Origin of the sequence: Variovorax sp. RCC_210 (assembly GCF_041355175.1) — a bacterium.
Lineage (GTDB): Bacteria > Pseudomonadota > Gammaproteobacteria > Burkholderiales > Burkholderiaceae_C > Variovorax.
Genome location: NZ_JBFUPJ010000012.1, coordinates 158,230 through 183,573 on the forward strand (window position 1 = coordinate 158,230; position 25,344 = coordinate 183,573).

The 25,344-nt window shown below is 67.2% G+C and carries 22 protein-coding genes and 1 pseudogene; 13 read left to right on the plus strand and 10 right to left on the minus strand.

The window, feature by feature from the left end:
- Nucleotides 1–14 precede the first annotated feature (14 nt).
- On the plus strand, nt 15–743 hold the full coding sequence (locus AB6807_RS28035; RefSeq protein WP_371087185.1) for an amino acid ABC transporter ATP-binding protein: 729 nt from the start codon (nt 15–17) through the stop codon (nt 741–743).
- A 23-nt stretch (nt 744–766) separates the two neighbouring features.
- Here the strand turns inward: AB6807_RS28035 and AB6807_RS28040 are convergent, their stop codons facing one another.
- On the minus strand, nt 767–1,030 hold the full coding sequence (locus AB6807_RS28040; RefSeq protein ID WP_116909990.1) for a hypothetical protein: 264 nt from the start codon (nt 1,028–1,030) through the stop codon (nt 767–769).
- Between the two features lie 95 nt (nt 1,031–1,125).
- Here AB6807_RS28040 and AB6807_RS28045 point away from each other — a divergent pair, with 95 nt between their 5' ends.
- Entirely contained in the window at nt 1,126–1,824 is a 699-nt protein-coding gene (locus tag AB6807_RS28045; RefSeq protein ID WP_371087113.1) for a hypothetical protein, read from the plus strand.
- Between the two features lie 30 nt (nt 1,825–1,854).
- Here the strand turns inward: AB6807_RS28045 and AB6807_RS28050 are convergent, their stop codons facing one another.
- The 5 genes and pseudogenes from AB6807_RS28050 to AB6807_RS28070 all read right to left on the minus strand — a co-directional run bounded on the left by AB6807_RS28050 (nt 1,855) and on the right by AB6807_RS28070 (nt 6,200).
- Nucleotides 1,855–2,616, minus strand: a complete 762-nt coding sequence (locus AB6807_RS28050) for a substrate binding domain-containing protein (RefSeq protein WP_371087186.1) — start codon at nt 2,614–2,616, stop codon at nt 1,855–1,857.
- A gap of 30 nt (nt 2,617–2,646) precedes the next feature.
- Nucleotides 2,647–2,823: pseudogene (locus AB6807_RS28055) on the minus strand (LysR family transcriptional regulator); the annotation flags it as partial.
- A gap of 45 nt (nt 2,824–2,868) precedes the next feature.
- The gene (locus AB6807_RS28060; protein WP_371087187.1) at nt 2,869–3,330 is read right to left on the minus strand and encodes a winged helix-turn-helix transcriptional regulator; all 462 of its coding nucleotides are present in this window, start codon (nt 3,328–3,330) and stop codon (nt 2,869–2,871) included.
- Nucleotides 3,331–3,438: 108 nt separating this feature from the next.
- Nucleotides 3,439–4,980: a DHA2 family efflux MFS transporter permease subunit gene (locus AB6807_RS28065; protein ID WP_371087188.1), complete on the minus strand. Its 1,542-nt coding sequence runs from the start codon at nt 4,978–4,980 to the stop codon at nt 3,439–3,441.
- A gap of 98 nt (nt 4,981–5,078) precedes the next feature.
- Entirely contained in the window at nt 5,079–6,200 is a 1,122-nt protein-coding gene (locus tag AB6807_RS28070) for an HlyD family secretion protein (RefSeq protein ID WP_371087114.1), read from the minus strand.
- A gap of 153 nt (nt 6,201–6,353) precedes the next feature.
- Between AB6807_RS28070 and AB6807_RS28075 the strand changes: the two genes are divergently transcribed.
- A complete protein-coding gene (locus AB6807_RS28075) occupies nt 6,354–7,787 on the plus strand; it encodes an efflux transporter outer membrane subunit (protein WP_371087115.1) in 1,434 nt (477 codons plus the stop codon).
- 19 nt (nt 7,788–7,806) lie between these two features.
- Here the strand turns inward: AB6807_RS28075 and AB6807_RS28080 are convergent, their stop codons facing one another.
- The 3 genes from AB6807_RS28080 to AB6807_RS28090 all read right to left on the minus strand — a co-directional run bounded on the left by AB6807_RS28080 (nt 7,807) and on the right by AB6807_RS28090 (nt 10,302).
- Nucleotides 7,807–8,202: a nuclear transport factor 2 family protein gene (locus AB6807_RS28080; protein ID WP_371087116.1), complete on the minus strand. Its 396-nt coding sequence runs from the start codon at nt 8,200–8,202 to the stop codon at nt 7,807–7,809.
- Between the two features lie 132 nt (nt 8,203–8,334).
- Nucleotides 8,335–8,742, minus strand: coding sequence for a hypothetical protein (locus AB6807_RS28085; protein WP_371087117.1), 408 nt, complete (start codon nt 8,740–8,742; stop codon nt 8,335–8,337).
- Nucleotides 8,743–8,889: 147 nt separating this feature from the next.
- The gene (locus AB6807_RS28090) at nt 8,890–10,302 is read right to left on the minus strand and encodes a RepB family plasmid replication initiator protein (protein ID WP_371087118.1); all 1,413 of its coding nucleotides are present in this window, start codon (nt 10,300–10,302) and stop codon (nt 8,890–8,892) included.
- Nucleotides 10,303–10,885: 583 nt separating this feature from the next.
- Between AB6807_RS28090 and AB6807_RS28095 the strand changes: the two genes are divergently transcribed.
- The 4 genes from AB6807_RS28095 to AB6807_RS28110 all read left to right on the plus strand — a co-directional run bounded on the left by AB6807_RS28095 (nt 10,886) and on the right by AB6807_RS28110 (nt 16,952).
- Nucleotides 10,886–12,040: an AAA family ATPase gene (locus tag AB6807_RS28095; RefSeq protein ID WP_286514072.1), complete on the plus strand. Its 1,155-nt coding sequence runs from the start codon at nt 10,886–10,888 to the stop codon at nt 12,038–12,040.
- A gap of 729 nt (nt 12,041–12,769) precedes the next feature.
- Nucleotides 12,770–13,855 carry a ParB/RepB/Spo0J family partition protein gene (locus AB6807_RS28100; RefSeq protein ID WP_371087119.1) on the plus strand — a complete coding sequence of 362 codons (1,086 nt, stop codon included), beginning with the start codon at nt 12,770–12,772 and terminating at the stop codon, nt 13,853–13,855.
- A gap of 808 nt (nt 13,856–14,663) precedes the next feature.
- Nucleotides 14,664–14,900: a hypothetical protein gene (locus tag AB6807_RS28105; RefSeq protein WP_371087120.1), complete on the plus strand. Its 237-nt coding sequence runs from the start codon at nt 14,664–14,666 to the stop codon at nt 14,898–14,900.
- Nucleotides 14,901–14,975: 75 nt separating this feature from the next.
- The gene (locus AB6807_RS28110; RefSeq protein ID WP_371087121.1) at nt 14,976–16,952 is read left to right on the plus strand and encodes a phage integrase family protein; all 1,977 of its coding nucleotides are present in this window, start codon (nt 14,976–14,978) and stop codon (nt 16,950–16,952) included.
- Here the strand turns inward: AB6807_RS28110 and AB6807_RS28115 are convergent.
- Nucleotides 16,949–17,524 (minus strand): Sua5/YciO/YrdC/YwlC family protein, encoded by a 576-nt coding sequence (locus AB6807_RS28115; protein ID WP_371087122.1) that lies wholly within the window; start codon nt 17,522–17,524, stop codon nt 16,949–16,951. The two genes, AB6807_RS28110 and AB6807_RS28115, sit on opposite strands and share 4 nt — an antisense overlap.
- 141 nt (nt 17,525–17,665) lie before the next feature.
- Here AB6807_RS28115 and AB6807_RS28120 point away from each other — a divergent pair, with 141 nt between their 5' ends.
- From AB6807_RS28120 to AB6807_RS28145, 6 genes are all read left to right on the plus strand, one after another.
- Nucleotides 17,666–18,244 carry a TetR/AcrR family transcriptional regulator gene (locus AB6807_RS28120; RefSeq protein ID WP_371087123.1) on the plus strand — a complete coding sequence of 193 codons (579 nt, stop codon included), beginning with the start codon at nt 17,666–17,668 and terminating at the stop codon, nt 18,242–18,244.
- A gap of 134 nt (nt 18,245–18,378) precedes the next feature.
- Nucleotides 18,379–19,077, plus strand: coding sequence for a pentapeptide repeat-containing protein (locus AB6807_RS28125; protein WP_371087124.1), 699 nt, complete (start codon nt 18,379–18,381; stop codon nt 19,075–19,077).
- A 22-nt stretch (nt 19,078–19,099) separates the two neighbouring features.
- Nucleotides 19,100–21,088, plus strand: a complete 1,989-nt coding sequence (gene mrdA / locus AB6807_RS28130; protein WP_371087125.1) for a penicillin-binding protein 2 — start codon at nt 19,100–19,102, stop codon at nt 21,086–21,088.
- A gap of 59 nt (nt 21,089–21,147) precedes the next feature.
- The gene (locus AB6807_RS28135; protein ID WP_371087126.1) at nt 21,148–22,062 is read left to right on the plus strand and encodes a LysR substrate-binding domain-containing protein; all 915 of its coding nucleotides are present in this window, start codon (nt 21,148–21,150) and stop codon (nt 22,060–22,062) included.
- 79 nt (nt 22,063–22,141) lie between these two features.
- Nucleotides 22,142–24,199 (plus strand): aconitase family protein, encoded by a 2,058-nt coding sequence (locus AB6807_RS28140; protein WP_371087127.1) that lies wholly within the window; start codon nt 22,142–22,144, stop codon nt 24,197–24,199.
- 31 nt (nt 24,200–24,230) lie between these two features.
- Entirely contained in the window at nt 24,231–25,208 is a 978-nt protein-coding gene (locus AB6807_RS28145) for a tripartite tricarboxylate transporter substrate binding protein (RefSeq protein WP_371087128.1), read from the plus strand.
- Nucleotides 25,209–25,344 lie beyond the last annotated feature (136 nt).

The window sequence follows — 25,344 nt, forward strand, 5'->3', positions numbered from 1 at the left end:
CCAGCAACACGCCCCTGATCGCCTTCGATCTCGTGAACAAGTGGTACGGCGACTACCGTGCCCTGAACGACATCAGCGCGGAGGTCCGCAAGGGCGAGGTCGTGGTGGTGTGCGGGCCCTCGGGCTCGGGCAAGTCGACCTTGATACGCACGGTGAACCGGCTGGAGAACATCCGGGGCGGCACCATTCGCTTCGACGGCCAGGACGTGCACGCGCCGTCGATCGACGTGAACAAGTTCCGCAGCCAGGTGGGCTTCGTGTTCCAGAGCTTCAACCTGTTTCCGCACCTGTCGGTCGCGCAGAACATCATGCTGGGCCCGATCAGCGTTCGAAAGCACAAGCGCGCGCAGGCCCGCGCCCGCGCGCTCGAGTTGCTCGAGCGCGTCGGCCTGGCGTCGAAGGCCGACGCGTTTCCCGGGCAGCTGTCCGGTGGCCAGCAGCAGCGGGTGGCGATTGCGCGTGCGCTGGCCATGGACCCGCCGGTCATGCTGTTCGACGAACCCACGAGCGCGCTGGACCCCGAGATGGTGGGCGAGGTGCTGCAGGTGATGAAGTCGCTGGCGCGCGACGGCATGACGATGATGTGCGTGACGCACGAGATGAACTTCGCGCGCGAAGTGGCCGACCGCGTCTGGTTCATGGACCAGGGTTGCCTGGTGGAGGCGGGCCTGCCGGGAGAATTCTTCTCCAGGCCGCGCAGCGAGCGGGCGCAGAAATTTCTTGCCGACCTGCGCTCTCACTAGCGACCAGCGGCGAGGCGGGCGCATCACCCGAAGTTCGCCCGCTCGCGCTGCGCGATGACGTGTTGCAGCGCGGCTTCGAGCATCGGCCAGCTCGCGAACACGTGCACCTTGTCGCCGGCCTCCCAGCGGCCGCCGAACTCCTCGAGCGTGGCGGCGAATGTGGCGACGCTGCCCAGCAGCGCGGGCCTCGCGGGGCCCTGGGGTTCGGAGAAACTGGCGACGGTGCAGCCCAGCCGGGCGGCCAGGGTTTCCGCGCGCTCGGCGCCATTGGTTACAGGAAGAAGCATGCGGTGGATTTTCGCCGCACTCGCCGTGTCATTTGACAGATCTGCCACGCCATTGCTCCCCATAATGCGTGCCCTCTTGCAAGGACATGGAAAAAATGAGCGCGGCCGATTTCCTTTTCGCCCCCGAGGTGCAGAAACTCCTGAAGGTGCTCTACGCGGCGCCCGAACAGCAGCTCTCGCACGCCGAGCTTGCCCGGCGCTCGAAGCTGGACGCCGCGGACGTGGCGCGCACGCTGGAGCACCTGGTGGGCAGCGGCATGCTGAAGAAGCAGAAGGAGAAACACAAGCCGAAGGCAGACCCGCAGAAGGCCGATGCGTTCGAAGAGACGGTGCAGGTCGACCGCGCCTTCGTCTTCCACGACGAGCTGCGCAGCATCGCGCTGAAGTCGTTCGCCGCCGCGGAGCCGGTCCGCGCGATGCTGCGCTCGAAGTTCAAGGACTCGGTGGTGCGCGCCTTTCTGCTGGGCGAGGACAAGGACGGCACGCTGGAACTGCTGGTCGTGCACGGCCAGCTCACGCCCGACGAGGCCGCGATGACCGCGGCCTGCCAGAAGTTGTCGAAGACGCTGCATCGCCATCTGAAAGTGCACGTGGTCTCGAACACCCGGCTCGACAACCTGGCACCGCGCGATCCGCTCGGCGCGAAGCTTTCGGCGCCTGGTGTGCTGGAGCTGATCGCGCTCGGGGAAACGAAGGCGCGGCTGCCTGCCGAGCGTGTCGGGTTCCTGCAAAGCGCGAGAAAGAAACTGGCGACACTGTCGCGCGCGTCCGCTGGCGGATCAGGGCGGACCTGAAGCGTCAGCAGTGCCCGGGCCGCGGCTCGGCTATGCCGTTGCGAGGTCGGGGTCCGCCCAGCGCGGCCCCTTCCATGCGGGCGAGCGCGACGGCTTCGGCGTGGCCGCGCCTTCTTCCTGCTGCATCCGCGCCTCCAGCATGTCGAGCAACGCGCGCAATGCCGCGCTGTTGTGCCGCCGCTGCGTGTAGGCCGCATGCAGCCACAGGTCGCGGGGCATGAATTCGGCGAGCACCGGCACCAGGCTCCCGCGGCCGATGTGCGGCTGCGCCAGCAGCGCGGGCACGCAGACCGCGCCGATGCCCGCGAGCGCCGCGGCGATGAGCGCGCCGGCGTCGTTGGCGTCCATGCGGGCGCGCACCGGCAGGTTGTAGGGCTTGCCTTCCACCTCGAACGGCAGGTGCGGGGAACCACCCGCCGCCGAGTAGGCGAGCACGTCGTGCTGGCGCATGTCGTCGGGCGTGGCGGGCATGCCGCGCCGTGCCCAGTAGGCGGGCGTGGCGCACAGCGTGAGGGCCATCGGGCGCAGCCGCCGCACGATGAGGTTCTCGTCGCCGATGCGGCCCACGCGCAGCGCGACGTCGACGCCCTCCTCCACCAGGTCGATCACCCGGTTGCTCAGGTGCAGGTCGATGTGCACGTCGGGGTGCAGCGTGATGAACTCGCCCAGCAGCGCCGGAAAGTCGGTCTGCACCAACCCGTGCGGCGCGGTCACGCGCAGCCGGCCGCTCGGGCGCGAGCCGCGGGCTTCGAGCTCGCTTTGCGTCAGCTCGACCATCTCCATCAGCGGCATGCTGCGTTCCTGCAGCAATCGGCCCGCGTCGGTGAGCGTGACCGAGCGTGTGGAGCGGTCGAACAGCCGCACGCTGAACCTGCTCTCCAGGCTGGCGACGTGCTTGCTGACGCTGGCCTTCGAGATGCCCAGCTTGCCCGCCGCGCGCGAGAAGCTGCCGCGGTTGGCCACCTCGAGAAAGGTCTTGAGCAGGTCGAGGCCGTCCATGGAAATTGCCGTGCGAAGGTCTCGGCCTGTGCGTGCGGTTCTTGTTCAGCCCTGGCTTGCGGGCACCGCCGCGGCCGCGCGTTGCGGCGGCGTGCCTTGCACCAGCACGTAGTCGCTTTCGGTGATCGGCTTGCCGTTGGCGCTGTCGACGAGCACGGGGTCGATCTGCCGTCCGGTGCCCTTCTCCTTCAGCACGACGCTGCGGCCCTCGGTCGCGAAATGCTGGTTGCCCCAGGTGACGAGCGCCAGCAGCACGGGCCTGAAGTCGTGCCCCAGCGGCGTGAGGATGTACTCGTAGCGCGGCGGCTTGTCGTTGTACTGGCGCCGCTCCAGCAGCCCGTCTTCGACCAGCGAGGTCAGCCGGCGCGTGAGCATGTTGGGCGCGATCTGCAGGCTGTTGACGAAGTCGTCGAAGCGCGTGATGCCATAGAACGCGTCACGCAGGATCAGCATGCTCCAGCGCTCGCCGACGCGCGCCAGGCTGCGCACGATGGGGCAGTACTTCATGCGCAGGGCGGGGTCGATGCGCGTGGGGGGCTCAGAAGGCGTGGTGAGCATGGCGGGCGTGGTCGGTTTCATGGGGTTGCGGCTCCGGTGCGATGCAGTGCGGTGAGGTCAGTGCGCGTCAGCCGATGGCGCCTTGGTCGGCGTCACCTTGCGCATCAGCGGCACCATCGCGGTGGCGACGATGAAGCAGACCATGATGCCAAAGAAAACATCGGAGAACGTGAGCGTGAGGGCCTCGCGGAACGTGAGGTTCCAGAGCTGCCGCAGCGAGGCCGACGCGCCCACCAGCTGGTCGGTCGCGCCCTGCAGCCGGCCGCCCAGTCCTTCGAGCAGCGTGGTGGTCGCCTCGTTGCTGCGCGTGAGGTGCTCTGCGAGCCGGTAGAAATGCAGGTTGGTGCGGTCGTTCAGCAGCGTGGCGCACACGGCGATGCCCAGCGCGCCGCCCAGGTTGCGCATGAGGTTGAACAGGCCCGAGGCGAGCTTGAGCCGGTTCATTGCCAGGCCGCCCAGCGTGAGCGTCACGGTCGGGGGCACGGCAAACTGCTGGCCGATGCCGCGCAGCGCCTGCGGCAGCAAAAGTTCGGCGGCGCCCCAGTCGTGCGTGATGGGCGTGAACTGCCACATCGACAACGCGAAGCAGGCCAGGCCGAACATCATCAGCCAGCGCAGGTCGACGCGGTTCGCGAAGAAGGCGTACACCGGGATCGCGAGGATCTGGAACACGCCGGTGGAGAACACGGCCAGCCCGATTTCCAGCGCGCTGAAGCCCCTGACGCGGCCGAGGAACAGCGGCGTGAGGTAGATGGTCGCGAAGATGCCCACGCCGGTGATGAACGAGAACAGGCAGCCCAGCGCGAAGTTGCGGTCTTTGAGCGCACGAAGGTCGACGACCGGGTGTTCATAGCGCAGCGAACGCCACACGAACAGCACGCCGGCCAGGCCGGACACCCAGGCGGCGCCGGCAATGAGCGGGTCGCCGAACCAGTCGAGGCGCGGGCCCTCTTCGAGCGTGTATTCGAGGCAGCCCAGGAACAGCGCCATGAGCAGCATGCCCAGGTAGTCGGCATTGCGCAGCAGCGACCAGTCGTGGCGATCGATCTTCACCAGCATGGGCACGGCGACGGCCACGAAGATGCCCGGCACGAGGTTGACGAAGAACAGCCAGTGCCATGAGTAGCTGTCGGTGATCCAGCCGCCCACCGACGGTCCGAGCGTGGGCGCGAGCGAGGCGATGGCGCCGATGATGGCCGCCGCGAACACGCGCTGCTTGCCCTGGAAGAACGCGAAGGCCGTGGTGAAGACCAGCGGAATCATCGAGCCGCCCATGAAGCCCTGCAGCGCCCGGAAGGCGATCATGCTCTGGATGTTCCAGGCAATGCCGCACAGCAGGCTGGTGAGCGTGAAGCCCGCGGCCGAAATGGAGAACAGCCACCGCGTGGAGAGCACGCGCGAGAGCCATCCCGACATGGGGATGACGATGATCTCGGCGATGAGGTAGCTGGTTTGCACCCACACCGTTTCGTCGGTGCCGGCCGACAGGCCACCGCCGATTTCGCGCAGCGAGGCAGAGACGATCTGGATGTCGATGAGCGCGATGAACATGCCCACGCACATCGCGGCGAAAGCGATGGCCTTGCTGGCGGTCGACATGCTGGCGGGGTCGACCACGCCCTGGGTTCCCGCGTGCGCGCCGGGGGTAGCCGTGGTCTTGCCCGCTGTCGTGGCCGCTGTCGTGGCAGTGGGTGCGTTCACGGTTCGCCGGCGCCGCGGGCGCTCAGTTGCTGCACGTCGCGTGAATCGACATCGGCGGTCACGGAGAGGCCGGGGCGCAACACGCCGAGCACGCCGTCGGCATCGTCGAGCACGATGCGCACTGGAATGCGCTGCACGATCTTGGTGAAGTTGCCCGTGGCGTTCTCCGGCGGCAGCACGCTGAACTGCGCGCCGGTGGCCGGCGACAGGCTCGCGACGTGGCCGTGGAAGCGGCGCCCGGGCACGGCATCGGCCTCGACCGTGGCGGCCATGCCGGGGCGGAACCGGGCCAGCTGGCTCTCCTTGAAGTTCGCGTCGATCCACAGGCCGCGCGCGGGCACGATGGACATCATGTGAGAGCCCGCGGCGGCATAGGCGCCCGTGCGTGCGTTGCGGTTGCCGACGGTGCCGTCGATGGGCGCGCGCAGTTCGGTGTAGCCGAGGTTGAGCTTGGCGATGTCGCGCTCGGCGGTGGCCTGGGCCAGGGCGGCGAGCGCCTGCTGGCGGCGCGTGGCGATGACGTCGATCTCGCGTTCGGCCGCGAGCTTCAGTGCCTGGGCCTTCTGCCCGTTGGCCGCGGCCTGCTTGTAGTCGGCGTCGGCGCGTTGCGAGCTTTGCACCGACACGGCGGCGGTGGCCGACAGGTTGCGCAGCCGCTGCGCGTCGTCGCGTGAGCGCTGCGTTTCGGCGGCGGCCGCCGTGACGCCGGCGTCGGCCTGCGCGATGACGGCCTGCTGCAGGCTCCGCGTGGCGAGCAGGTTGGCCAGCACGGCCTGCTGGGCTGCGACGGCCGCCTCGGCCCGCTCAAGGGCGGCGCGGTAGTCGCGGTCGTCGATCTTCACCAGCAGGTCGCCGGCATGCACGGTCTGGTTGTCGGTGACCGAGGCGCTGAGGATGTAGCCGGGCACCCGCGGACTGATGACGGTGATGTCGCCGCCCACGTAGGCGTCGTCGGTGCGCTCGACGAAGCGGCCGTTGTGCCACCAGTGCCAGCCGTAGGCGAGCGCGGCGAGCGCCACGGCGAGGAAGACGCAGGTGGCGACGAGGGTCCTGCCGCGCGGGGCGCTTCGATGTCTGTGGGCTGGCGCGGGGGCGCTTTCGCTGGCGGGGGCGGTCATGTTCGTTGTTCCTGGGTATGCGGTGGGCGTGCTTCGCTCGGTCGGTCGGTCGGTTGGCGAAGATTCACTCGTGACTTTCAATATGCAAGTTACTATAGCCCTGTAACTTTCAATATGCAAGCAACTATGCAGATCGTCTCAAAGGAACTCCCCATGAACCGGCTTCGCCACCTGTCTCGCAACCTGTTTCGCATTGGCGTCACCCTCGCCGCCCTGGCCGTGACGGCGTGCGCCGTCGGCCCCTGCTACGTCAAGCCGGACGTCGCCCTTCCGCAGAACTACCGGCACGCCCCGCCGCCCTCGCCGGGCCAGGCGTTGAAGGTCGAAGACTGGTGGAAGAACTTCAACGACCCGGCGCTGGAGCGCATCGTCGAGCGCGCGCTGGCGCAGAACCTCGACCTCGCCGCATCGATGGCCCGGGTCGACCAGGCGCGCGCCACCGCGCGACGCGCCGCGGCCACGCAAGGGCCGACGGGCAGCGCCGACGCGCAGGCCGCGCGGCAGCGACAGTCGCTGGAAAGCCCGCTGGGTGCGCTGGCGAGTTCGCAACCCGGCTACAGCCGCGACGCCACGCTCTACAGCGCGGGCCTTGGCGCGACCTGGGAGCTGGACCTGGCCGGCGGCCTGCGCCGCGACACGGAAGCTGACACGGCCGAAGCGCAAGCGGCCGAGGCCGATCACGCGGGCGTGCGGGTCGTCGTTGCAGCGGAAGCGGCCGACGCCTATTTCCGCGTGCGGGCGGCGCAGGCGCGCATCGAACTCGCACGCGCGCAGATCAAGACCGACGGCGAGCTGCTGGCGCTTGTGCAGTCGCGGCTGCGCGAAGGCATGGCCACGGCGCGCGAACGCGCGCAAGCCGAGGCGCGCGTGGCGCAGGTCAGGGCGAGCTTGCCGTCACTGCAGGCGGAGCAGGAAACGCAGCTCAACCGCCTCGACGTTCTGATGGCGGCCACGCCGGGCACCTACGCCGCCGAGCTGTCCGCGCCGGTCGAACGCGCGGAAATCCCGTCGATGGCGATGGCACTGACGCCGCATGACCTGCTGAGCCGAAGGCCCGATGTGATCGCGGCGGAGCGGCGTCTTGCCGCGTTCAACGCCCGCGTCGGCGTTGCGGGGGCGGAATACTATCCGCGCTTCTCGCTCTCGGCCTTGCTGGGCTTCGAGAGCCTGCGCACGGCGACGCCGTCGGCCGCGAACTTCCAGCCCCTGGCGGCCATCGGCATGCACTGGCGCCTGTTCGACTTCGCGCGCGTGGACGCCGAGTTGGAGCGCGCCGAAGGCGCAAGGGCCGAAGCCCTGGCGCGGTACCGGCAGTCCTTGCTTCGCGCCACCGAAGACGTCGAGAACGCGCTCGTTCGCCAATGGCAACTCGATGCCGAACGCAAGGAGCTGCTGCTGGAAGTCGATGCCGACACGAGGGCACGCGCCGCCACGCAACAGGCCTACGAAGGCGGCGTGCTCAACCTGATGGAACTGCTGGAGCAGGACCGCCAGCTGCTCACCGCGCGCGACCAACTGGTGCGTGTGCAGTCCGACACGGGCCGGGCCGTGGTCGCGACCTTCAGGGCGATGGGCGGCGGTTGGTAGCGAGGCTTCGGGGTTCGAATCAGGCGCTTGCAGCGGCCTGGAGCATTTCGCCCATCTTCTGGTGGATGAGGTTCACGGCTTTCAGCGGGCGCAGCATCACCTTGAATTCGACGATCCGGCCTTCGTCGTTCCACTTGATCATGTCGACGCCGTTGACGCTGATGCCGTCGATCTCGACCATGAATTCGAGCACGGCGTCGTGCTCGCCCTTGACTTCGCGCACGTAGCGGAAGCTGTCGTTGAAGAACACCTGGAACGCAGCCGCCAGGTACTGCTGCGTGATTGCCTTGCCGACCTGCTGCTTGTGCACGACCGGCGAATGAAAGACGGCGTCGTCGGCCAGCAGGTCAATGAGCCCCGTCGCGTCCTGGGACTTGACGAGCTTGTGCCAGGTGGCCATGGTGTCGATCGGCATGGGAATCCTTGTGCGGTGAATGAGGCGTGGGCAGTCTATTCGGCGCTTCGACGGCTTGCCAGCGTGTTGACCCGCACTTCATTTACTCCTCTTGTGGTCTCGCCCTTAGTGAGCCGCAATGTCAAAAATCCACTAACGGCGCGTAGAGGAAACAACCCTCTTCCGCATCCACGAGGCCACCGCCTCCAGCTGCTCGGCCGTGAACTTGCCATCCAGCTCTTGAGCGGTCTGCTCGATCATCTGAGGCGGAACAAGGTCGACGTACATCGCCTGGCGCCGATCTTCGAAATCGCTGGCGAACAGGCTCAGCGGCGCTTCCGCGGTGAAGCGCTCGCCAGCTCTGAGACGCGCGCGCACCTTGTCGTGAATGACCTCGACGTGGGCCACATAGATGTTGACCAGGCTTTCTCCCGCGGCGGAGTGAAAGCAGGTCTCCAGGGCGCTCCGGCTGATTCGCACCGGCGTGCGTATGCGGCCTTCCTTGTAGAAGAAATGCAGCCACTCGCCTGCGTCTTCGTTGTGTGTCCATTCTTCTGCCATGCGTTCGTTGCCTCGGGCTGTCCGCCAAAAGTGATAACGAGGCCATGTTTGGCGCAGGAAGAGGTCGAAAGTGTCAGCCGAACGGCGGTGGTCTGTGTAGGCCGAACTGAAAAGCGAGGAAAAGATCACGCGCGCGGCGCGTGATCTTCAGATGCCAGCCACGCCGCGCTGCAGTGCGAAGTCGAGCAGCACGCGATCGGACGGCTCCTCGGGCCAGGTGGTCTGGGCGACCCACTTGTAAAAAGTGCTGGCGGCCACGCGGCTGGCCGGACCGTCGCGACGCCAGGCGCGGGCAATGGGCGGCGCCAGTTGCTCCAGCCGTTGTGCCTCGAACTGCGTGCGAAGCTCGCCCTGCGCGGGCGGTTGCATCTCTCCGAACATGGCGCGCGCCTGGGCCATGCGGTCGTTTTCCCAGAGCTCGCGAATGCGCTGCATGCGATCGGACGGCGACAGCGGAATTGCCGGTGGCGCCGGGGTGTTAGTGCTTGCTGTCGCTGCAGGCGGCAACGTGCCGGCTGGCGGCAACGACTTGACGGCGGCATAGCCCTTCTTGAGCGCGTCCTTGAGGTAAGCAGCGGGGGACTTCAGTTCGGGCATGGTCGGGCTGCGCAAACGCTGGTCGACGTGATCGAGGGTGGCGCGCAACTGGGCCTCGTCGGTGGTGGCGTAGAGGTCTTGCGCTTCTTCCTGCTTGATGCCCAGGGCGATGAGGCGGCCCACCAGTGCCAGGTCGAAAACGTTGCGCTCCGCATTCGGAATGTCGCCCAGGCGCTGCTGCACCTTGGGAATCACGCGGAACTGGATCTCCTCGATCTTGCGGCCGCGCTTGTGCTCGATCAGCTCGATGCTGAAGTCTTCGCAAAGCGCTTCGATTTCCGCCAGGGCCTTGGAGATGACGTCACGCTTGAGGAAGCGGTAGTCGACTTCCTTGATGTCGCTGCGGCCGGTCAGCACCGCCGCCCACCAGACGACGTCCTCGCGCATCGAAAGCCGTCCGGGGGACGTGAGGTAGCGCGCGCCGATCTCGTAGAGTACGGCGGCGGAGTAGCTGCGCATCTGGCCGCTGATTTCGAGCAGGACGCGTGTGTACTGGTGCGGACGGACCAGCCGCTCCTTGATTTCCTCGGGGTAGCGCCAGGTGACCATGCAAGGTCGGCCCCTGCCCTGTTCCTCGATGGTGACGGTGCCGAGCAGCTGGGAAGACACCCAGCGCTTCAACGCGGGGCCGCTGGTCGACCACTCGATGGTCGTCGCCTGCATGTCGCGCAGGTGGGCCTTGAGCAGCTCGGTGTTGTTGGAGTTGAAGCGGGCGTCGCCGATGAGCTCGCTCAGCGCGAGCTTGTAGACGGGTTCGTCGACGCCCTGGCGCTGCGAGTGATACAGCAACGCGTTGTAGATGCGGCGGGACAACAGCGTGAGACGCCCGCGCTTGGGCCTAATCGCAATGGCTTCGTTGGCCTTGGCGACGCTTTGCTCTTCGGCAGTCGGTGGTTGGCGCGGGGCGCTGGGGGGAGCCTCTTCCTCGGCCATGTCTGATGTATCGCAATTGCTTGGGTTCACATCATACCTTCGTATTGTGAATCGGTAAATTCACAAAGAATTTAGCCGCCTTGTTCTATTTGAAAAATAACACTTGGGATTTTGAAGAGTTTGGCAAACGACTTTCTTCTTTTCTGACAACGACTTGGCGAGGGTTTTGTGAGTAGTTCTGGGATTCAATGTGAGATCGGATGGGATTTGGTGTGAGATCCATTGGGGTTCTCCGGTCGTTGTTGTGTGTGTCTATGGGGTCTGATGTGAGTGGATATGGGCTTCTGGCCCTCGCGAAGGCGGCTGGAAGCCTATCGAACACCGTTCCGCACGCTGATTGCAGCTTCTGGTGCGCTCTGCCCGCCTCAAAGCAAGCGAGAGACCGCAAAATCCCCCTTCCCGGCAGGGTGCCAAGACCGGGTTCCCTATCCGTTCTCACATTAGGCAGGTGCATGGACACTGAGGAATCGGTGGAACTTGTTCATTCGATGGATTCTCGTAGAATTGCCGGATTCTGTCGAATAGGGTTCACCCAATGTCCGTCCCCGTGCCTCCAGTCAGTGGAAACCAGGTTTCCAGCGACACCCAGACGCCCCCGAGGCAAGTCATCAACATGGAGCGCATTGCAGGCCTTGCCACGCGCGCGGGCTCCATGGTCGAGCAGATCCGGGGCATGCTGCTTGCTCCCGAAGCTCGCAAGATTCCGCCGGTCTATTCCACCGCGCAACTCGCTGCTTTGTGCGGCGTCGACAAGGCGCATGTCGCCTACCGCATTACCAAGGAAGATCTTCCCGCAGGTCGCCTGACGCCTTCCGGCGGCAAGCGAACTTTCGAGCTCGACGAACTCCGCCGCTGGACGCGCACCTATCGCGCAGACAAGATGCGCCCGACTGGCCGCAAGGCGATCACCATCGCCGTCGGCAATTTCAAAGGCGGCGTGGCCAAGACCACGACCGCGATGGTGCTGGCCCAAGGGCTGAGCTTGCGCGGACACCGTGTGCTGGCGATCGACACCGATCCGCAAGGATCGCTCACCACGCTACACGGCCTGCTACCCGAAGCCGAGGTGACCGAGGACATGACCATCGGCCCGCTGTGCGACGGCACCGAGAGCGATATTCGCTACGCGATCCGTTCTACCTACTGGGACGGCCTCGACCTGGTGGCCGCCGCTCCTTTCTTGTTCTCGGCCGAGTTCGCGTTGCCAGCGCGCCAGATGCAGGAGCCCGGCGCCAAGTTCTGGGACGTGCTCAATGAAGGCCTGGAGAGCGTGCGTGACCTGTACGACGTGATCGTCATCGACACGCCCCCGTCACTTTCCTATGTGACCATCAATGCGCTCTGGGCGGCCAACGGCATCGTGGTGCCGGTACCGCCGTCCGGATTGGACTTTGCGTCGTCGGCGCAGTTCTGGTCGTTGCTCGCTGACCTCGGGAGCAACCTCGACGGGCAGAGCAAGGACCGCGAAGGCAAGGCCTTCGAGTTTCTGCATGTGCTGCTCAGCCGCGTCGACGCGGCCGACCCCGCCATGCCAGCTGTGCGCCAATGGATCCAGGCGACATACGGCGAGTACACCTTGCCGGTGGAAATTCCCAAGACCAGCGTTACCAGCAACAAGGCCGCCGAGTTTGCGACCGTGTATGACGTACAGCGCTATGAAGGCGCGGCCAAAACGTACAAGCGCGCGGTCGATGCGTACGACGCGTTCGTCGAGTTGGTCGAGCAATCTGTGGTGGGTGCGTGGTCCGCGCAAGGGAAAGGGCGTTGAGGGTGGGGAGCTTCGGTCAAGATAAACCCCATCAACTCGGCGCAAGCTTCGGGAAATGCGCCGCCGTGGAAACCTGGTTTCCAGACGAGCACGGCGTCGTGCGCGCCGCCGTGCCCAACACTGTGCTGGACAAGCGCTGCGCATCGCTGCAGTTCGAGGGCGACACCGCACTCAACAATAAAAGTGCTGCTTGGGTGGAAACCTGGTTTCCACCGAGTCAGGCTGACGCGGATCACCGTTCGGCTCATGCACGGTCTTCGGCGCCTGGGCGGACGTCAATATCTAGATATATAGATCAACCTGCCAACGTGCAGTCGCTGCCGAACATTCAAACGTCAGCATCAACGACAAGTGTTTTTCGCAATGAGCCTGCGTTCGGAAATGCTTCGTCACGACTTTGTTCACTTGTTGCCGTGAAGCGCAACAGCGCCACGCCACAGAGCAAATTCGGGGCGTTCTCGAAAATTGCAGAGCCGTTAGTTTCGAGCAACCGGCTGCGTACCGACCGGGACGCTCTGGAAACCAGGTTTTCACACCCAAGCGTATCCGTTAGGCTCACGCGCGGCCGACACGCCAATTCGAAGCTCGGCACGACGCCCGCCTTTTTCAATCCCGGGAGCACCTCATGCTTGCTCCCTTCGCGACGGCCAACCTTGCCGTCGCCGCCGTTCGGGGCGTCGCGATCCCCGCTTGTGGAAACCGGGTTTCCACGCTTCAGGAGTCCGCACCATGTCTAGTACCCGAAAGCGCCTCGAAGCGCTCACCGCCAACCTGTCGCTTCCGCAGGCCCCCGCGCAACCCATGGAATTGCCCAAGGCGGCGCCGGCCGAAGAACCTGCGCCGCACGCAGCGGCCAGCGTGGAAACCAGGTTTCCACCCGCAGTCGGCGGAGGCGGCCATGCGCCGCGAACGGGGCCTGGCCAGATGCTCGCCTTCCGCGGGCAGATCCAGCAGGTCGAAGGCGAAATGGCCACGCTGCGCGAAAAGCTTCGTCAGTACGAAGGCTCGCTTCCAACCCGCAAGATGGATCCGGCAACCATTCGCCCCAGCCGCTGGGCAAACCGGCACGAGTCGTCGTTCAAGACCAGTGAGTTCGCAGGGCTCAAGGCAGACATCGAACATGCGGGCGGCAATGTCCAGCCGATCCTGGTTCGTCCGCTGAAAGAAGAGCCAGGCCAGTTCGAACTGGTCTTCGGCCATCGCCGGCATCGCGCTTCGCTGGAGCTGGGCATGCCGGTGCTGGCGTCGATCTGGGTGGACGAGTTGGGCGACTCGGCACTGTTTGCCGCCATGGACCGGGAGAACCGCGAACGCGCCGACCTTTCACCGTACGAGCAGGGCGTGATGTACCAGCGCGCGTTGGAAGAGCAATTGTTCCCCACGCAGCGCCAGCTCGCAGAAGGCCTGGGCGTGAGCCACACCTGGGTGCGCAAGGCGCTGATGGTCGCGCAGCTGCCGTCAGCCGTCGTGGAATGCTTTCGCACGCCGCTGGAGATCAGCTTCCGCCACGCCGAGCAACTCAACGCCGCCATGGCGTTGGACCGGCGCGGCCTGCTCAAGCGCGTGGAGAAACTGCGGGGCCAAAGCCTGTCGCCGGCATTGACGCTCGCTCGGCTTCTGGACGCCCCCCCCGGCTTCGAACGCAGCGAGCGCATCGAGGTCCAGGCCGATGGGCAAAAGTTCGGAACCTTGGTGCGTTCAAAAGCTGGCGAGGTGACCATCACGCTGCCGCCGAGCGCCGCCATCGGTGCACCGGTCGACGCCCTGGAGTCGGCGATCGCCGATGCCATCCGCCGGGCGCGCAGCCTGGGGTGACGGGAAAAGCGGCAAGCTCGCCCTAATGTGAGTTCCATTGGGATTTAGGCGGCAGCATTTCTTCGACTCACGCCGCCGACCTGATGGCCGTGATCGGTCCAGGCCTGGGATCAGGCTGCGGCTTCGACTTAACTCCCAATGTCACGAGCCACGACGGATCCCAACCTCTTCCGAATCCCCCAGGTGCCGTAAGCAGCGCTGGGCTCGTCCTCCCAGGCTCCAGGGGAGGGCGCCGCGCGCTGCGATTGCCCGAGGAACTGCAACGGCAGCCCGACTAAATGACTAAGCTGCCCACACGTATCTAGCCAAGCTGGGCGAGCTGCCAGCCTACGCAGCCGCTCACCGCGAGACCATCAGAGGCCGATGCCGAACACTCGAACCCGTGCCATCAATCCCAATTGTTCTCACATTTCCCTTATCGACGCCGCACGGCTCAGTGCTACGGATCGCGCATTCAAAACAGCAGGCAACTCGGAACGAACGAAAGTAAGCGCAGGCTTCAAGAAGATTCCCTTGATGCGACAGCAGGTTGCAGCCAATATCTAGACCACGGGTCAGGACTTCCTGGATACAGCACAGGAACGACCTCAAATACGCGTTGCCAACTGCAAAATCAGTCGTTGGTCACGAGCGTTGCTAAGCAGCACAACCACTGCTAGGCCAAATATCCCTAGCCAAATCAATAACTTAATCTCGACTCACGCTGCAAACTCTAGAAATGCATCCAAATATTGCGTGGATGATTATTCGCGTAATCATCGAAATAGAATGGCCCTGATCAATCCGATTCAGCACACCACAGGACTTCATGACATCACCCGGCACGTCATCACCCTTCGCACACTTCGATGACGCGACCCTCGAGGATCTGGCTTTGACCTGGCGCGCCCGCGCTCAGAGAGGCGAGCGCGAAGCCTATGGCACGGCGCACGCGCTGGAAGTCGAACTGCGCCGCCGCATGCGCGAGGCCGCAGAGTCCGCGCAAACGCCGCCCGCGCCACCGGAACCCACCCCAGTGCGCGCCTGGTGGCAGTTCTGGCGCTGACATAAACAAACAGCGCCCTCCAGCACCATGACCCCACCACCCCCCCGCAAACTCCATCGAGGCCATTTCGCCTTTATGCGGGCCTTGGCGCAGGGCATCGACGAGCGCACCAGCTGGGACCGCTACCTGCGGCTGGAAGGCGAGCATACCGACCTGCGGGTCGTGCGCCGCACCATCGCGTGGATCCGCGACGAGTTCGCCGCCGCCGCGCGCCGCGAGCAGCGCCCCGGTACCGCGCGCCTCATCCTCCTCGACCCCGAGCAGTTCTCGCCGGCGACGCCGCTCCCGAGCCTCAGCGATTTCGCGCTTGCGCAGGGCCTGGAAGATTTCTCCGAAGCCGAGCAGATCGAAGCCTACGAGGCCGCGTATCCGGGCGGCGCGCAAGCCGACAGCCGCGCAGGCACGGGCCGCGCGTCGCGCCGCATGCGCGTCGTCGAGCGGCAACTCGAAGCCCTGCGCTGGCTCGAAAGCCATACGGCGCAAGACCCTCGCCCCGGCGACAGCGTGTCCACCTGGCTCAACCACGCGATGGCCGAGCGCCTGGAGCGCGGCGGCCTCGCGACCCTGGCCGCCTTGGTTGCGCACATCAACCAGACCGGCGCGCGCTGGTGGGTCAAGGTGCCCGGCGTGGGCGAGCGCAAGGCCGGGCGCATCCTCGACTGGCTGCGCGCCAACGAAGAGCCACTACGCCTGCGCGTGGGCTCCCATGCCGCGAAGCGCCGCCACCAGGTGAGCGCGCTCGACCTCGCCGCGGTCGTTCCAAGCGGCACGGCCCTTGTTCCCTATGAGAAGTTCGTGTCCCCGCCCGAACTCGATGGCCGCAGCGGCCGCCACCGCGCCGCGCAGGATCAGTGCCGGATCGCGGCGCAGACCGATCACGAGGCCATCGGTGCATGGCTCGCAGCCAAGTGCGCGCAAGCGCAAGACGAGCCCGGCGAACTCTCTCCTACGCAACGTTCCTACCGCAGGGAGGCCGAGCGCCTGCTGCTGTGGGCGGTGCTCGAACGGCGCGCGGCCTTGTCCTCGCTGGATGTTGAAGATGCGGTGGCTTATCGCCGCTTCCTCGGCGCCCCGCCCGTGGCCTGGTGCGGGCCACGCCACAACCAGCGCTGGTCACCGCTGTGGCGGCCGCTCGAAGGGCCGCTGGCACCGACGGCGGTGCGCCAGGCCATGGCCATCCTGCGCAGTCTGTTCGCCTTCTTGATGCGCGAGAACTACCTGCTGCGCAACCCCTTCGCTGCGATGACCGAACCCGTCGAGGCGCCGCGCGCCATCGGGCAGCACCGCACGCTGAGCCTCGAGCAGTGGGCGCACCTCGACAGCCTGCTTGCCAAACATGCAGCCACCGAAGCGGGACGGCGCCTGCGCCGCGGCATGCGCTGGGTCTACGCGACGGGGCTGCGGCTGGCCGAAATCACGGGTGCCACCTGCGGCGACCTGCAAAGGGTTACGTACCGCACGCCCGACGGGCGCGACGCCGGCGGATGGCTGCTGTCGGTCAACGGCAAGGCCGGGCGCAGGCGTGAAGTGCCGGTGCCCGCCGACCTCGTGGCCGACCTGGAAGAAGAGCTCGCGCACCACGGCTTCGAGCGACAGGTGGGTGCGCCGGGCAACAGCCACATCCACGTGCTCGCGCGCTTCGACCTGCTGCCCGAGCACCCGAAGCCGTGGTCGGCCTCGGGTTTCTACAGCGCCATCAAGCTCTTCGTCGCGCGCGCCGCGCAGACGCTCGACGAGGCGCAGGCCGAGCACCTTCGGCGCGCCAGCATCCATTGGCTTCGCCATGCGCACGGTGCGCACGCGCTGCAGGGCAGGCAGGGGCGCTCGCCGGTGCCGATCCATGTGGTGCAGAACAACCTGGGCCATGTGTCGGTGGGCACCACGGCGGGTTACCTGCACGCGCAGGGCAGCGCGGGGCTGATGGAGATGCAGGGCTTCTGGACGCCGGCACCCGAGCTGTCCCTTGAACCGGTGCCCGAACTCGCGGTGGCGCTGCCGCCTGAACTGCCGCCTGCTCTGCTGGCCGAACTACAGCCCGTACCGCAGCCTTAACCGCGCACCAGCTCCCCCGTCAGCACATCGCGAATCTCGCTCGGCCGCGCGAGCCCGCCCACGGCGTCGTCGACCAGCACATCGATGCCCAGCGGGAAATACGAGCGCACTTCGTCGCCCGTTCGCGCGGCCGGCAGGCCATGCGGGTTGGCGCTGGTCGACACCAGCGCACCACCGAAGGCGCGGCACAGCGCGGCCGCCACCGGATGGTCCGTCACGCGCAGCGCAATGCCGGCGTGCCGGCCCGACACCCACGCCGGCACACGCTCGCTGCGCGGAAAAATCCAGGTGAAAGGCCCGGGCCAACTCGCCAGCACGCGGTCGAGCGCGGCCTGCGGAACCTGCGCCATGTCGACATAGGGCGCTACCTGCGAGAAGTCGGCCGCGATCAGCAACACGCCTTGCTCGACCTGACGCTGCTTGAGCTTGCAGATGCGCGTCACCGCGGCCTCGTTCGACGGATCGCAGCCCAGGCCCATCACGGCTTCGGTGGGGTAGGCGAACACGTCACCGGCGCGCAGCCGCTGTGCCAGTGCATCGGCTTGGGCAGGCACATCGCGGTAAGTCTGCATGGTGGAAGAAGTCGTCAAGAAAGAGAGGGGCCGAAGACGGGCCGCCAGTCTACCGACGCGAAACGGGCACACGCGGTGCCGAAGTAAACTCAACAAACCATCCAGATGGATTGTTTATAAAAACACCAAGAAAACGCCCGCATGACCGAAGCCCACCGCCGCCAGAAACAACCCGAAGTCGTGCGCCAGCAGCTGCTCAGCGTGGCCCGCCTGCTCCTCGTGGGCGAGGGCGCGCACGCGGTCACGCTCGACGAAGTTTCGCGGCGTGCCGGCGTGACCAAGGGCGGCCTGCAGCACCACTTTCCCAACAAGAGGGCCTTGCTCGACGCGCTGTCCGACCAGCTCTTCGCGGAGTTCGAGAACCGCTTCGCGCGCCTGCTGGCGGCCGAGTCCGCGACGCCGGGGCGCAACGCGCGCGCCTACATCCGCACCTGTTTCGACAGCGATGGCGGGCCCGACGACATCGAGATGCAGTTGGCCATCGGCCTGCTCGCGCTCGGCACGCCCGAGTACCGCGAACGCTGGAACGAGCGCATGAAGATCGAGCTCGCCACCGACCACCTGGCCGTGAAGGCGCCAGACCTGCTCCTGGTGTGCCGCCTGGCGGCCGACGGCTTCTGGTTCTCGCAGATGCTCGGTGTGTACGACCTCGACGCGGCGCACAAGGCCCGCGTGCTCTCGATGCTGCTGGCGCTGTGCGCCAAGGCGGTGAAGCGATGAGCACGTTCGCCAGCGACGCATCGCCTCCCCACGGTGGGCAAACATCCCGACCATCCGAACCATTGCAATCACTGCAAGCTTCAAGGAACCGACGCGCCCCCTGGCGTCTCTCATCCCTCTTTCCCGCTTCTTCCATGACCGACGCTTCCACCGCCCCCACCCTCGCCGGCGAAACCATCGACCGCGACCGACTGAAGCGCCTGCTCGCCGACGCACCCGCCGCGCTGCATTTCGAGCAGTGCGACTTCGACGGCACCGACCTGTCCGGCCTCGACCTGCGCCGCGCGAAGTTCGTCGACTGCAGCTTCGCCGAGGCCGTGTTCCGCAAGACCCAGTTGGCCGACAGCCGCTGGATGTCGTGCCGCACGCGCCAGGCCGACTTCGAAATGGCAGACCTCACCGACGCACGCTTCATGGCCTGCGACCTGAACAACACCGGCTGGCACCGCGCCAAGCTGTCGGCCACGCTATTCACCGAGGTCAAGCTCACCGGCGCGCACTTTCACGAAGCGCAGGTGCTCGGCATCGGCTTTCACGATTCGCTGCTGTCCGGTGCCGACCTGCGCGGCATGTCGTTTCGCAAGCAGACGCTGGAGCGGCTCGACTTCTCCGACGCCGACCTCGGCGGCTGCGACTTTCGCGACGCCGTGTTCGAAGGCGGCAGCCTGCGCGACGCCAACCTGAAGAACGCACGCTTCGACGGCGCCGACCTGCGCTCGGTCGACCTCGGCGGCCTGCGCATTGCGCACGTGGCGCAGTTCTTCAAGGGCGCCATCATTTCCTCCGACCAGGCCGCCACGCTGGTCAGCGAGCTCGGCATTCGCGTGATGTGAGCGAAAGGTATTTGTTCTCCCGATGAAAGATGAAATTCGCGACACCGGCGCCGAGCTCTCGCGCTTTCGCCGCCGCCTGCTGGTCATTGGCGGAGTGGTGCTCTTCGGCTTCGGCCTGATCGGCGCGCGCCTGGTCCACCTGCAGGTGGTGCGCTACGACGAGCTGGCCGACCGCGCCGAAAGCAACCGCACCGCCATCGTGCCGATCGTGCCCAACCGCGGGCTCATCGTCGACCGCAACGGCGTGGTGCTGGCGTCCAACTACGCCGCGTACACGCTGGAGATCACGCCGTCGAAGGCCGGCGACATCGCCGCCACCGTCGACGAACTCGCCACGCTGGTGAACGTGACGCCCGGCGACCGGCGCCGCTTCCAGCGGCTGCGCGAAGACTCGCGCAGCTTCGACTCCGTGCCCATCCGCACGCGCCTGAGCGACGAGGAGGTCGCGCGCTTCGCGGCCCAGCGCTATCGCTTTCCGGGCGTGGAGATCAAGGCGCGGCTGCTGCGCAGCTACCCGCACGGCGAGGTGGCCTCGCACGTGGTCGGCTACATCGGCCGCATCAACCAGCGCGAGAAGACCGCGATGGAAGACTGGGACGAAGAAGAGCGCGCCAACTACCGCGGCACCGACCACATCGGCAAGCTCGGCGTGGAGCAGAGCTACGAGCAGGTGCTGCACGGGCAGACCGGCGCCGAGCAGATGGAAACATCGGCCGGCGGGCGTGCCGTGCGCCGCCTTGCGCGCCACGCGGCCACGCCCGGCAACACCGTGATGCTGTCGCTGGACATCAAGCTGCAGAAGCTGGTGGAAGACATGTTCGGCGAGCGGCGCGGCGCGCTCGTGGCCATCGACCCCAAGACCGGCGAGGTGCTGGCCTTCGTGAGCAAGCCCACCTTCGACCCCAACCTGTTCGTCGAAGGCATCGACACCGAGAGCTGGAAGGCGCTGACCGAGTCGCCCGACAACCCGCTGCTGAACCGCGCGCTGCGCGGCACCTACCCGCCGGGCTCCACCTACAAGCCCTTCATGGCGATGGCCGCGCTGCAGACCGGCAAGCGCGCCGCCACCACGGTGGAGAACGACCCGGGCTACTACAACTTCGGCGGGCGCACCTTTCTCAGCCACCGCGGCGGGCTGGGCGGCGTGGACATGCACCGCGCGATCCAGTTCTCGAGCAACACCTACTTCTATTCGCTGGCCACCGAGATGGGCGTGGACCTGATCCACGACTTCATGGCCCCGCTGGGCTTCGGCCAGTTCACTGGCATCGACCTGAAGGGCGAGGTGCGCGGCGTGCTGCCCAGCACCACGTGGAAGCGCAATGCCTACCGCCGCGCCGACATGAAGCAGTGGCACGCGGGCGAGACCATTTCGCTGGGCATCGGCCAGGGCTACAACAGCTTCACCATGCTGCAGCTCGCCTCGGCCAACGCCACGCTGGCCAACGCGGGCGTGCGCTACCAGCCGCACCTGGTGCGGGCCATCAAGGACACGGTAAGCGACCGCGTGGTGCGGCAGGTGCAGCCGCCGCCGCAGGACCTGGGCTATGCGAGGAAGCACGTCGACGTGGTGCGCAACGCCATGGTCGCGGTCACGCAGGGCGGCACCGGCACGCGCGTGTTCGCGGGCGCGGCCTACACCTCGGCCGGCAAGACCGGCACCGCGCAGGCCGTGGGCCTGAGCCCGAAGGCGCGCGCCAGCGGCAAGGCGCTGGACGCCCGCCAGCGCGACCATGCGCTGTACATGGCCTTCGCGCCCGCCGAGAACCCGTCCATCGCGGTCGCGGCCATCGTGGAGAACGCGGGCTTCGGCGCGGCGCACGCGGCGCCCATCGTGCGGCGCGTGTTCGACTACTGGATCGCGGGGCAGTACCCGAACGAGGCCGACATGGCGGCCGTGCGGGCCGGCACGGCGGCGGCGCCCATCGGCAAGCCGCTGCTCGCGAGCGAGGTGCAGATGACCGAGAGCGAAGCGCGCGCGGCGAGCGACGAGGACTCCGCGGCGCTTTGATGCGCAGCCACGGCCACGGCGACGGCGACGGTGACCGCGAACGCAGCATGGGGCCGACAATGTCGGCCTCACTCCCGAAGCCCATCTTGGCCCGCCGCGTCGACCCCTACAGTGTTCGCTTGTTCGTTTCCGCCGCACGGGCGGGCTCCATCGTGCGTGCCGCCGAGCAGGAGCACATCGCGCCCTCCGCGCTCAGCAGGCGCCTGGCCGACCTGGAGCATGCCTTCGGCACGCCGCTGCTCATTCGCTCCCCGCGCGGCGTCGTGCTCACCGATGCGGGCCGGCTGGTGCTGGCGCGCGGCGAGAAAATCGACGAAGACCTGCAGGCCCTGGTGCGCGAAGTGCAGACCGAAGGCGACGAGGTGCGCGGCACGGTGCGGCTCTGCGCCAACATGTCGGCCGTCATCGGCTTCCTGCCGGAGCGGCTGCGCGCGTTCATGGCCGCGTTCCCCGAGGTGCAGGTGTCGCTGCAGGAGCAGAACACGCGCGACGTGATCCGCGCCTGTCTAGACGATCGCGCCGATGTGGGGGTAGGTGTGCACGTGCCGTTGCCCGCGGGGCTGGAGTCGTGGCACTTCGCCACCGACCCGCTGCAGGTGGTGCTGCCGGCCGGCCATGCGCTGGCCGGGAAGCGGGCGATGCGCTTCGCGCAGGCGCTCGAACATCCGCTGATCGGCGTGCACCAGGGCGGCGCCCTTGACCGGTCGCTGCACGAACGCGCCGAGGCGCTGCGCAAGCCCTTCGCGCCCACCGTGTCGGTCAGCAGCTTCGATGCGGTCTGCCGCATGGTCGAGGCGGGCATGGGCATCGCCGTGATTCCGCAGAGCGCCGCCGCGGCCTACGCGGGCAACCCGCGCTTCGTGCGGCGCCCGCTCGACGAACCGTGGGCCCAGCGCGAGCTGCGCATGTTCGCGCTGCGCAAGACGCCGCGGCCGCGCGCGGTCGCGGCGCTGATCGAGCGGCTGCAAGGGTAAGACCCGATCTCGCATTTTGCGAGAGCCCGTCTGCCGCATCGGCGCTTTTCGTGCTGCGGCCTGCCCGTGAAGATGGGGCATGCCAGCCACCTTGCCAGCCAGCGACTCAAGTCCTTCAGCCCTGCTGTTCGCACCGGCCGTTCTCTTCCTGAGCCGGTCGCCCGACACGGTAATGCGCAGCCTGCGCGGCGAGCGCGTTCCGCTCGCCGAGGCGCGCCCCTTGCGCGACGACATCTCGACCGACGAGATCACGCCACTGCCCATCCTCACGCACTACGACGACACGCTCGGTCGCTATCCGTACACCGGTTTCAGGGCGGGCGACGCGACGCCCATCGGCACAGACGCCATTCGCACCCACGGCGTGGAAGTGGTGGTGGCCGGCACGCGCTACGGCAAGGGGTCTTCGCGCGAGCACAGCCCGGCGGCGGAGAAGTGGGCCGGCGTGCGGCTGGTGATTGCCGAGAGCTTCGAGCGCATCTACCGGCAGAACGCCGACAACATCGGCCTGTTCACCTCGACCGACTTCGGGCTGGTCGAACGCATCCAGGCCGGCGAGGCGATCACGCTCGACGAGCTGGTGGCCGGCCGCGACGCGCTGGCCGCAGCCATCCTGCGAAGCGGCGGGCTGCTTCGCTTCGGCCAGCGGTTCATGCGTGACATCACGGCCGTGCGCGATGAAGCGGGGCGGGCTGATGAGGCGGGCCGGCCCGGTGCACCGGCAGAACGCCCTCGCACCCTGTTCGAAAAGATCGTGGCCCGCCATGCTCTGGCCACCGAGCTGACCGAGGCGCACCCCGCGGCCGGCGACGGCGCCTTCGTGCGCGCCGACTGGCGCTTCATTCACGAGTACTACACCGGCATGGCCGCGCACATGCTGCACGCCACCTTCGGCCGGCCGCTGGCGTTGCGCGATCCGGCCTCGGTCATCGTGTTCGAAGACCACACCTCCTATGTCGAGGAAAGCCCCGCGCACGTGCGTGCCGGGCTGGTGCCCAACGTGCACCGCATGGTCGAGGCGCAGCGCGACTTCGCGGCCACCTATGCGTTGCGCTCGCACCGCACGCTGACAGAGGCCGAGGCAGAGGTGGACGTGGCCAATGACGGTGGGCGCAACGTGGCGGGCATCTCGCATGCGATGGTGTCCGAGCACTACGCGCTGCCTGGCCAGCTCGTCGTCGGCACCGATTCGCACACGCCGCACAGCGGCGCCCTCGGTTGCGTGGCCTTCGGCGTCGGCACCACCGACATGGCCAACGCCTTCGTCACAGGCGCCGTGCGGCTCACGGTGCCGCAGTCGCTGCGCGTCGTGCTCGAGGGCCGCGTGCCGGTGGGCGTCACGGCCAAGGACATCGTGCTGCACCTGCTCGCGCAGCCGTTCATCCGCGGCGGTGGCGGCGTGGGCAAGGTGTTCGAGTTCTGCGGCGAGGCCGTCGCGGCGCTGGGCACCGACGAGCGCGCCACGCTCACCAACATGACGGCCGAGCTCGGCGGCTTTACCGGCATCGTCGCACCCGATGCGGAAACCGTGCGCTTCCTGCGCGAGCGCCGCGGCATCGACGTGGCGCTCGCGCCATGGATGCACAGCGACGAAGGCGCCGACTACGCCCACACCCTGCGCGTCGATTGCGCGCGCGTGCCGCCGATGGTGGCGCGCCCGGGCGACCCCGGCAACGGCCTGCCCCTGGCGCAGTTGCAGGCGCAGGTGGAGGCCCCCGTGCGCATCGACATCGCCTATGGCGGCTCGTGCACCGCCGGCAAGCGAGAAGACTTCGCGCACTACCACGCGGTGCTGCGCTGGGCCGCCGACCGTGGCCTGAAGGTGGCGCCCCACGTGCAGCTCTTTCTGCAGTTCGGCACCACCGCCGTGCGCGACCACTGCATTGCGCAGGGCTACATGGACGCCTTCGAGAAAGTCGGCGCGCGCATGCTGCAGCCCTCGTGCGGCGCCTGCGGCAACTGCGGCCCCGGCGGTTCCGCGGCGCCGGAGCAGGTCAGCGTGAGCGCCATCAACCGCAACTTTCCCGGCCGCGGCGGGCCGGGCCAGGTGTGGCTCGCGAGCCCGCCGACCGTGGCGGCCAGCGCCATCGCCGGCGAGCTCGTGTCGTTCGAGACGCTGCAGCAACGCCACGCCTGAGCGCACAGATCAACAACAAGGAGACAAGCCCATGAACCCCCCGATGTCACGCCGCGCCGCGCTGGCGGCGCTGCTCGCCTGCAGTTGCATCAACGCGGCCCATGCCGAGAAAGACACGCAAGACAAGCCGCTTCGTATGGTCGTGCCGCTGGCCGCGGGCTCCACCGTGGACGCCGTCGCGCGCGCCATCGCGCCGGCTTTCGGCAAGGCCACCGGCCACCCGGTGGTGGTAGAGAACCTCGTGGGCGCCGGCGGCATTCCGGGCACCGCCCAGATCGTGAAGGCGCCGAAAGACGGGCTCACGCTCGGCATGATCTCGTCGAACCACGTGATCAACCCCGGCATCTACAAGACCATGCCGTACGACACCCTGAAGGACATCACGCCCATCGCCGTGCTGGCCACCGTGCCGCTGGTGCTGGTGGTGAACCCGGCGCTGCCGGTGCGCGACGTGAAGGGCTTGCTGGCCTATGCCAAGGCCAACCCCGGCAAGCTCAACTACGGCTCGGCCGGCAACGGCAGCACCCTGCACCTGGCGGGCGAACTGCTCATCAGCGAGACCGGCATCGACATGAAGCACGTGCCCTACCGCGGCACCGGACCGCTCATCACCGACATGATCGGCGGGCAGGTGCAACTGGGTTTCGTTTCCATCTCGCAGGTCGGCCCGCAGGTGAAGGCGGGCACCTTGCGCGCGCTGGCCGTGTCGACATCGGCGCGTTCCGCGGCGCTGCCCGACGTGCCGACGGTGGCCGAGGCGGGCGTGCCGAAGTACAGCTTCGATGCATGGATTGCGCTGATCGGCCCGGGCGGGCTGCCGAAGACCGTGGTCGACAGCGACTACGCGGCAGTGAAGGCCGCGCTCGCATCGCCGGAGGCGCAGACAGCCTTCGCGGCGCAGGGGCTCACGCTTCTGGACACGGGGCCCGACCTGGCGCCGGCATTTTTCAAGGCTGAACTGGCGAAGCACCAGAAGCTGGTGAAGCAGTCGGGTGCGACGCTGGATTGAGGTCCGTCGCCGAACCGCGTAACCTGCCGCTCATGCGCACCATCAACATCTGCCTGCCCGATGCAATGAAGTCCTTTGTAGATGAACAAGTGGCGCGACGCGCACATGAAACCGGCAGCGATTAAGTGCGAGCGCT

Excerpts from the sequence above, each read along its gene's own strand:
- AB6807_RS28040 (WP_116909990.1), bottom strand. The coding sequence starts at position 1,030 with ATGCTTCTTCCTGTAACCAATGGCGCCGAGCGCGCGGAAACCCTGGCC.
- AB6807_RS28045 (WP_371087113.1), top strand. The coding sequence starts at position 1,126 with ATGAGCGCGGCCGATTTCCTTTTCGCCCCCGAGGTGCAGAAACTCCTG.
- AB6807_RS28050 (WP_371087186.1), bottom strand. The coding sequence starts at position 2,616 with ATGCCGCTGATGGAGATGGTCGAGCTGACGCAAAGCGAGCTCGAAGCC.
- AB6807_RS28060 (WP_371087187.1), bottom strand. The coding sequence starts at position 3,330 with ATGAAGTACTGCCCCATCGTGCGCAGCCTGGCGCGCGTCGGCGAGCGC.
- AB6807_RS28065 (WP_371087188.1), bottom strand. The coding sequence starts at position 4,980 with ATGTCGACCGCCAGCAAGGCCATCGCTTTCGCCGCGATGTGCGTGGGC.
- AB6807_RS28070 (WP_371087114.1), bottom strand. The coding sequence starts at position 6,200 with ATGACCGCCCCCGCCAGCGAAAGCGCCCCCGCGCCAGCCCACAGACAT.
- AB6807_RS28075 (WP_371087115.1), top strand. The coding sequence starts at position 6,354 with ATGAACCGGCTTCGCCACCTGTCTCGCAACCTGTTTCGCATTGGCGTC.
- AB6807_RS28080 (WP_371087116.1), bottom strand. The coding sequence starts at position 8,202 with ATGCCGATCGACACCATGGCCACCTGGCACAAGCTCGTCAAGTCCCAG.
- AB6807_RS28085 (WP_371087117.1), bottom strand. The coding sequence starts at position 8,742 with ATGGCAGAAGAATGGACACACAACGAAGACGCAGGCGAGTGGCTGCAT.
- AB6807_RS28095 (WP_286514072.1), top strand. The coding sequence starts at position 10,886 with ATGGAGCGCATTGCAGGCCTTGCCACGCGCGCGGGCTCCATGGTCGAG.
- AB6807_RS28100 (WP_371087119.1), top strand. The coding sequence starts at position 12,770 with ATGTCTAGTACCCGAAAGCGCCTCGAAGCGCTCACCGCCAACCTGTCG.
- AB6807_RS28105 (WP_371087120.1), top strand. The coding sequence starts at position 14,664 with ATGACATCACCCGGCACGTCATCACCCTTCGCACACTTCGATGACGCG.
- AB6807_RS28110 (WP_371087121.1), top strand. The coding sequence starts at position 14,976 with ATGCGGGCCTTGGCGCAGGGCATCGACGAGCGCACCAGCTGGGACCGC.
- AB6807_RS28115 (WP_371087122.1), bottom strand. The coding sequence starts at position 17,524 with ATGCAGACTTACCGCGATGTGCCTGCCCAAGCCGATGCACTGGCACAG.
- AB6807_RS28120 (WP_371087123.1), top strand. The coding sequence starts at position 17,666 with ATGACCGAAGCCCACCGCCGCCAGAAACAACCCGAAGTCGTGCGCCAG.
- AB6807_RS28125 (WP_371087124.1), top strand. The coding sequence starts at position 18,379 with ATGACCGACGCTTCCACCGCCCCCACCCTCGCCGGCGAAACCATCGAC.
- mrdA (WP_371087125.1), top strand. The coding sequence starts at position 19,100 with ATGAAAGATGAAATTCGCGACACCGGCGCCGAGCTCTCGCGCTTTCGC.
- AB6807_RS28135 (WP_371087126.1), top strand. The coding sequence starts at position 21,148 with ATGTCGGCCTCACTCCCGAAGCCCATCTTGGCCCGCCGCGTCGACCCC.
- AB6807_RS28140 (WP_371087127.1), top strand. The coding sequence starts at position 22,142 with ATGCCAGCCACCTTGCCAGCCAGCGACTCAAGTCCTTCAGCCCTGCTG.
- AB6807_RS28145 (WP_371087128.1), top strand. The coding sequence starts at position 24,231 with ATGAACCCCCCGATGTCACGCCGCGCCGCGCTGGCGGCGCTGCTCGCC.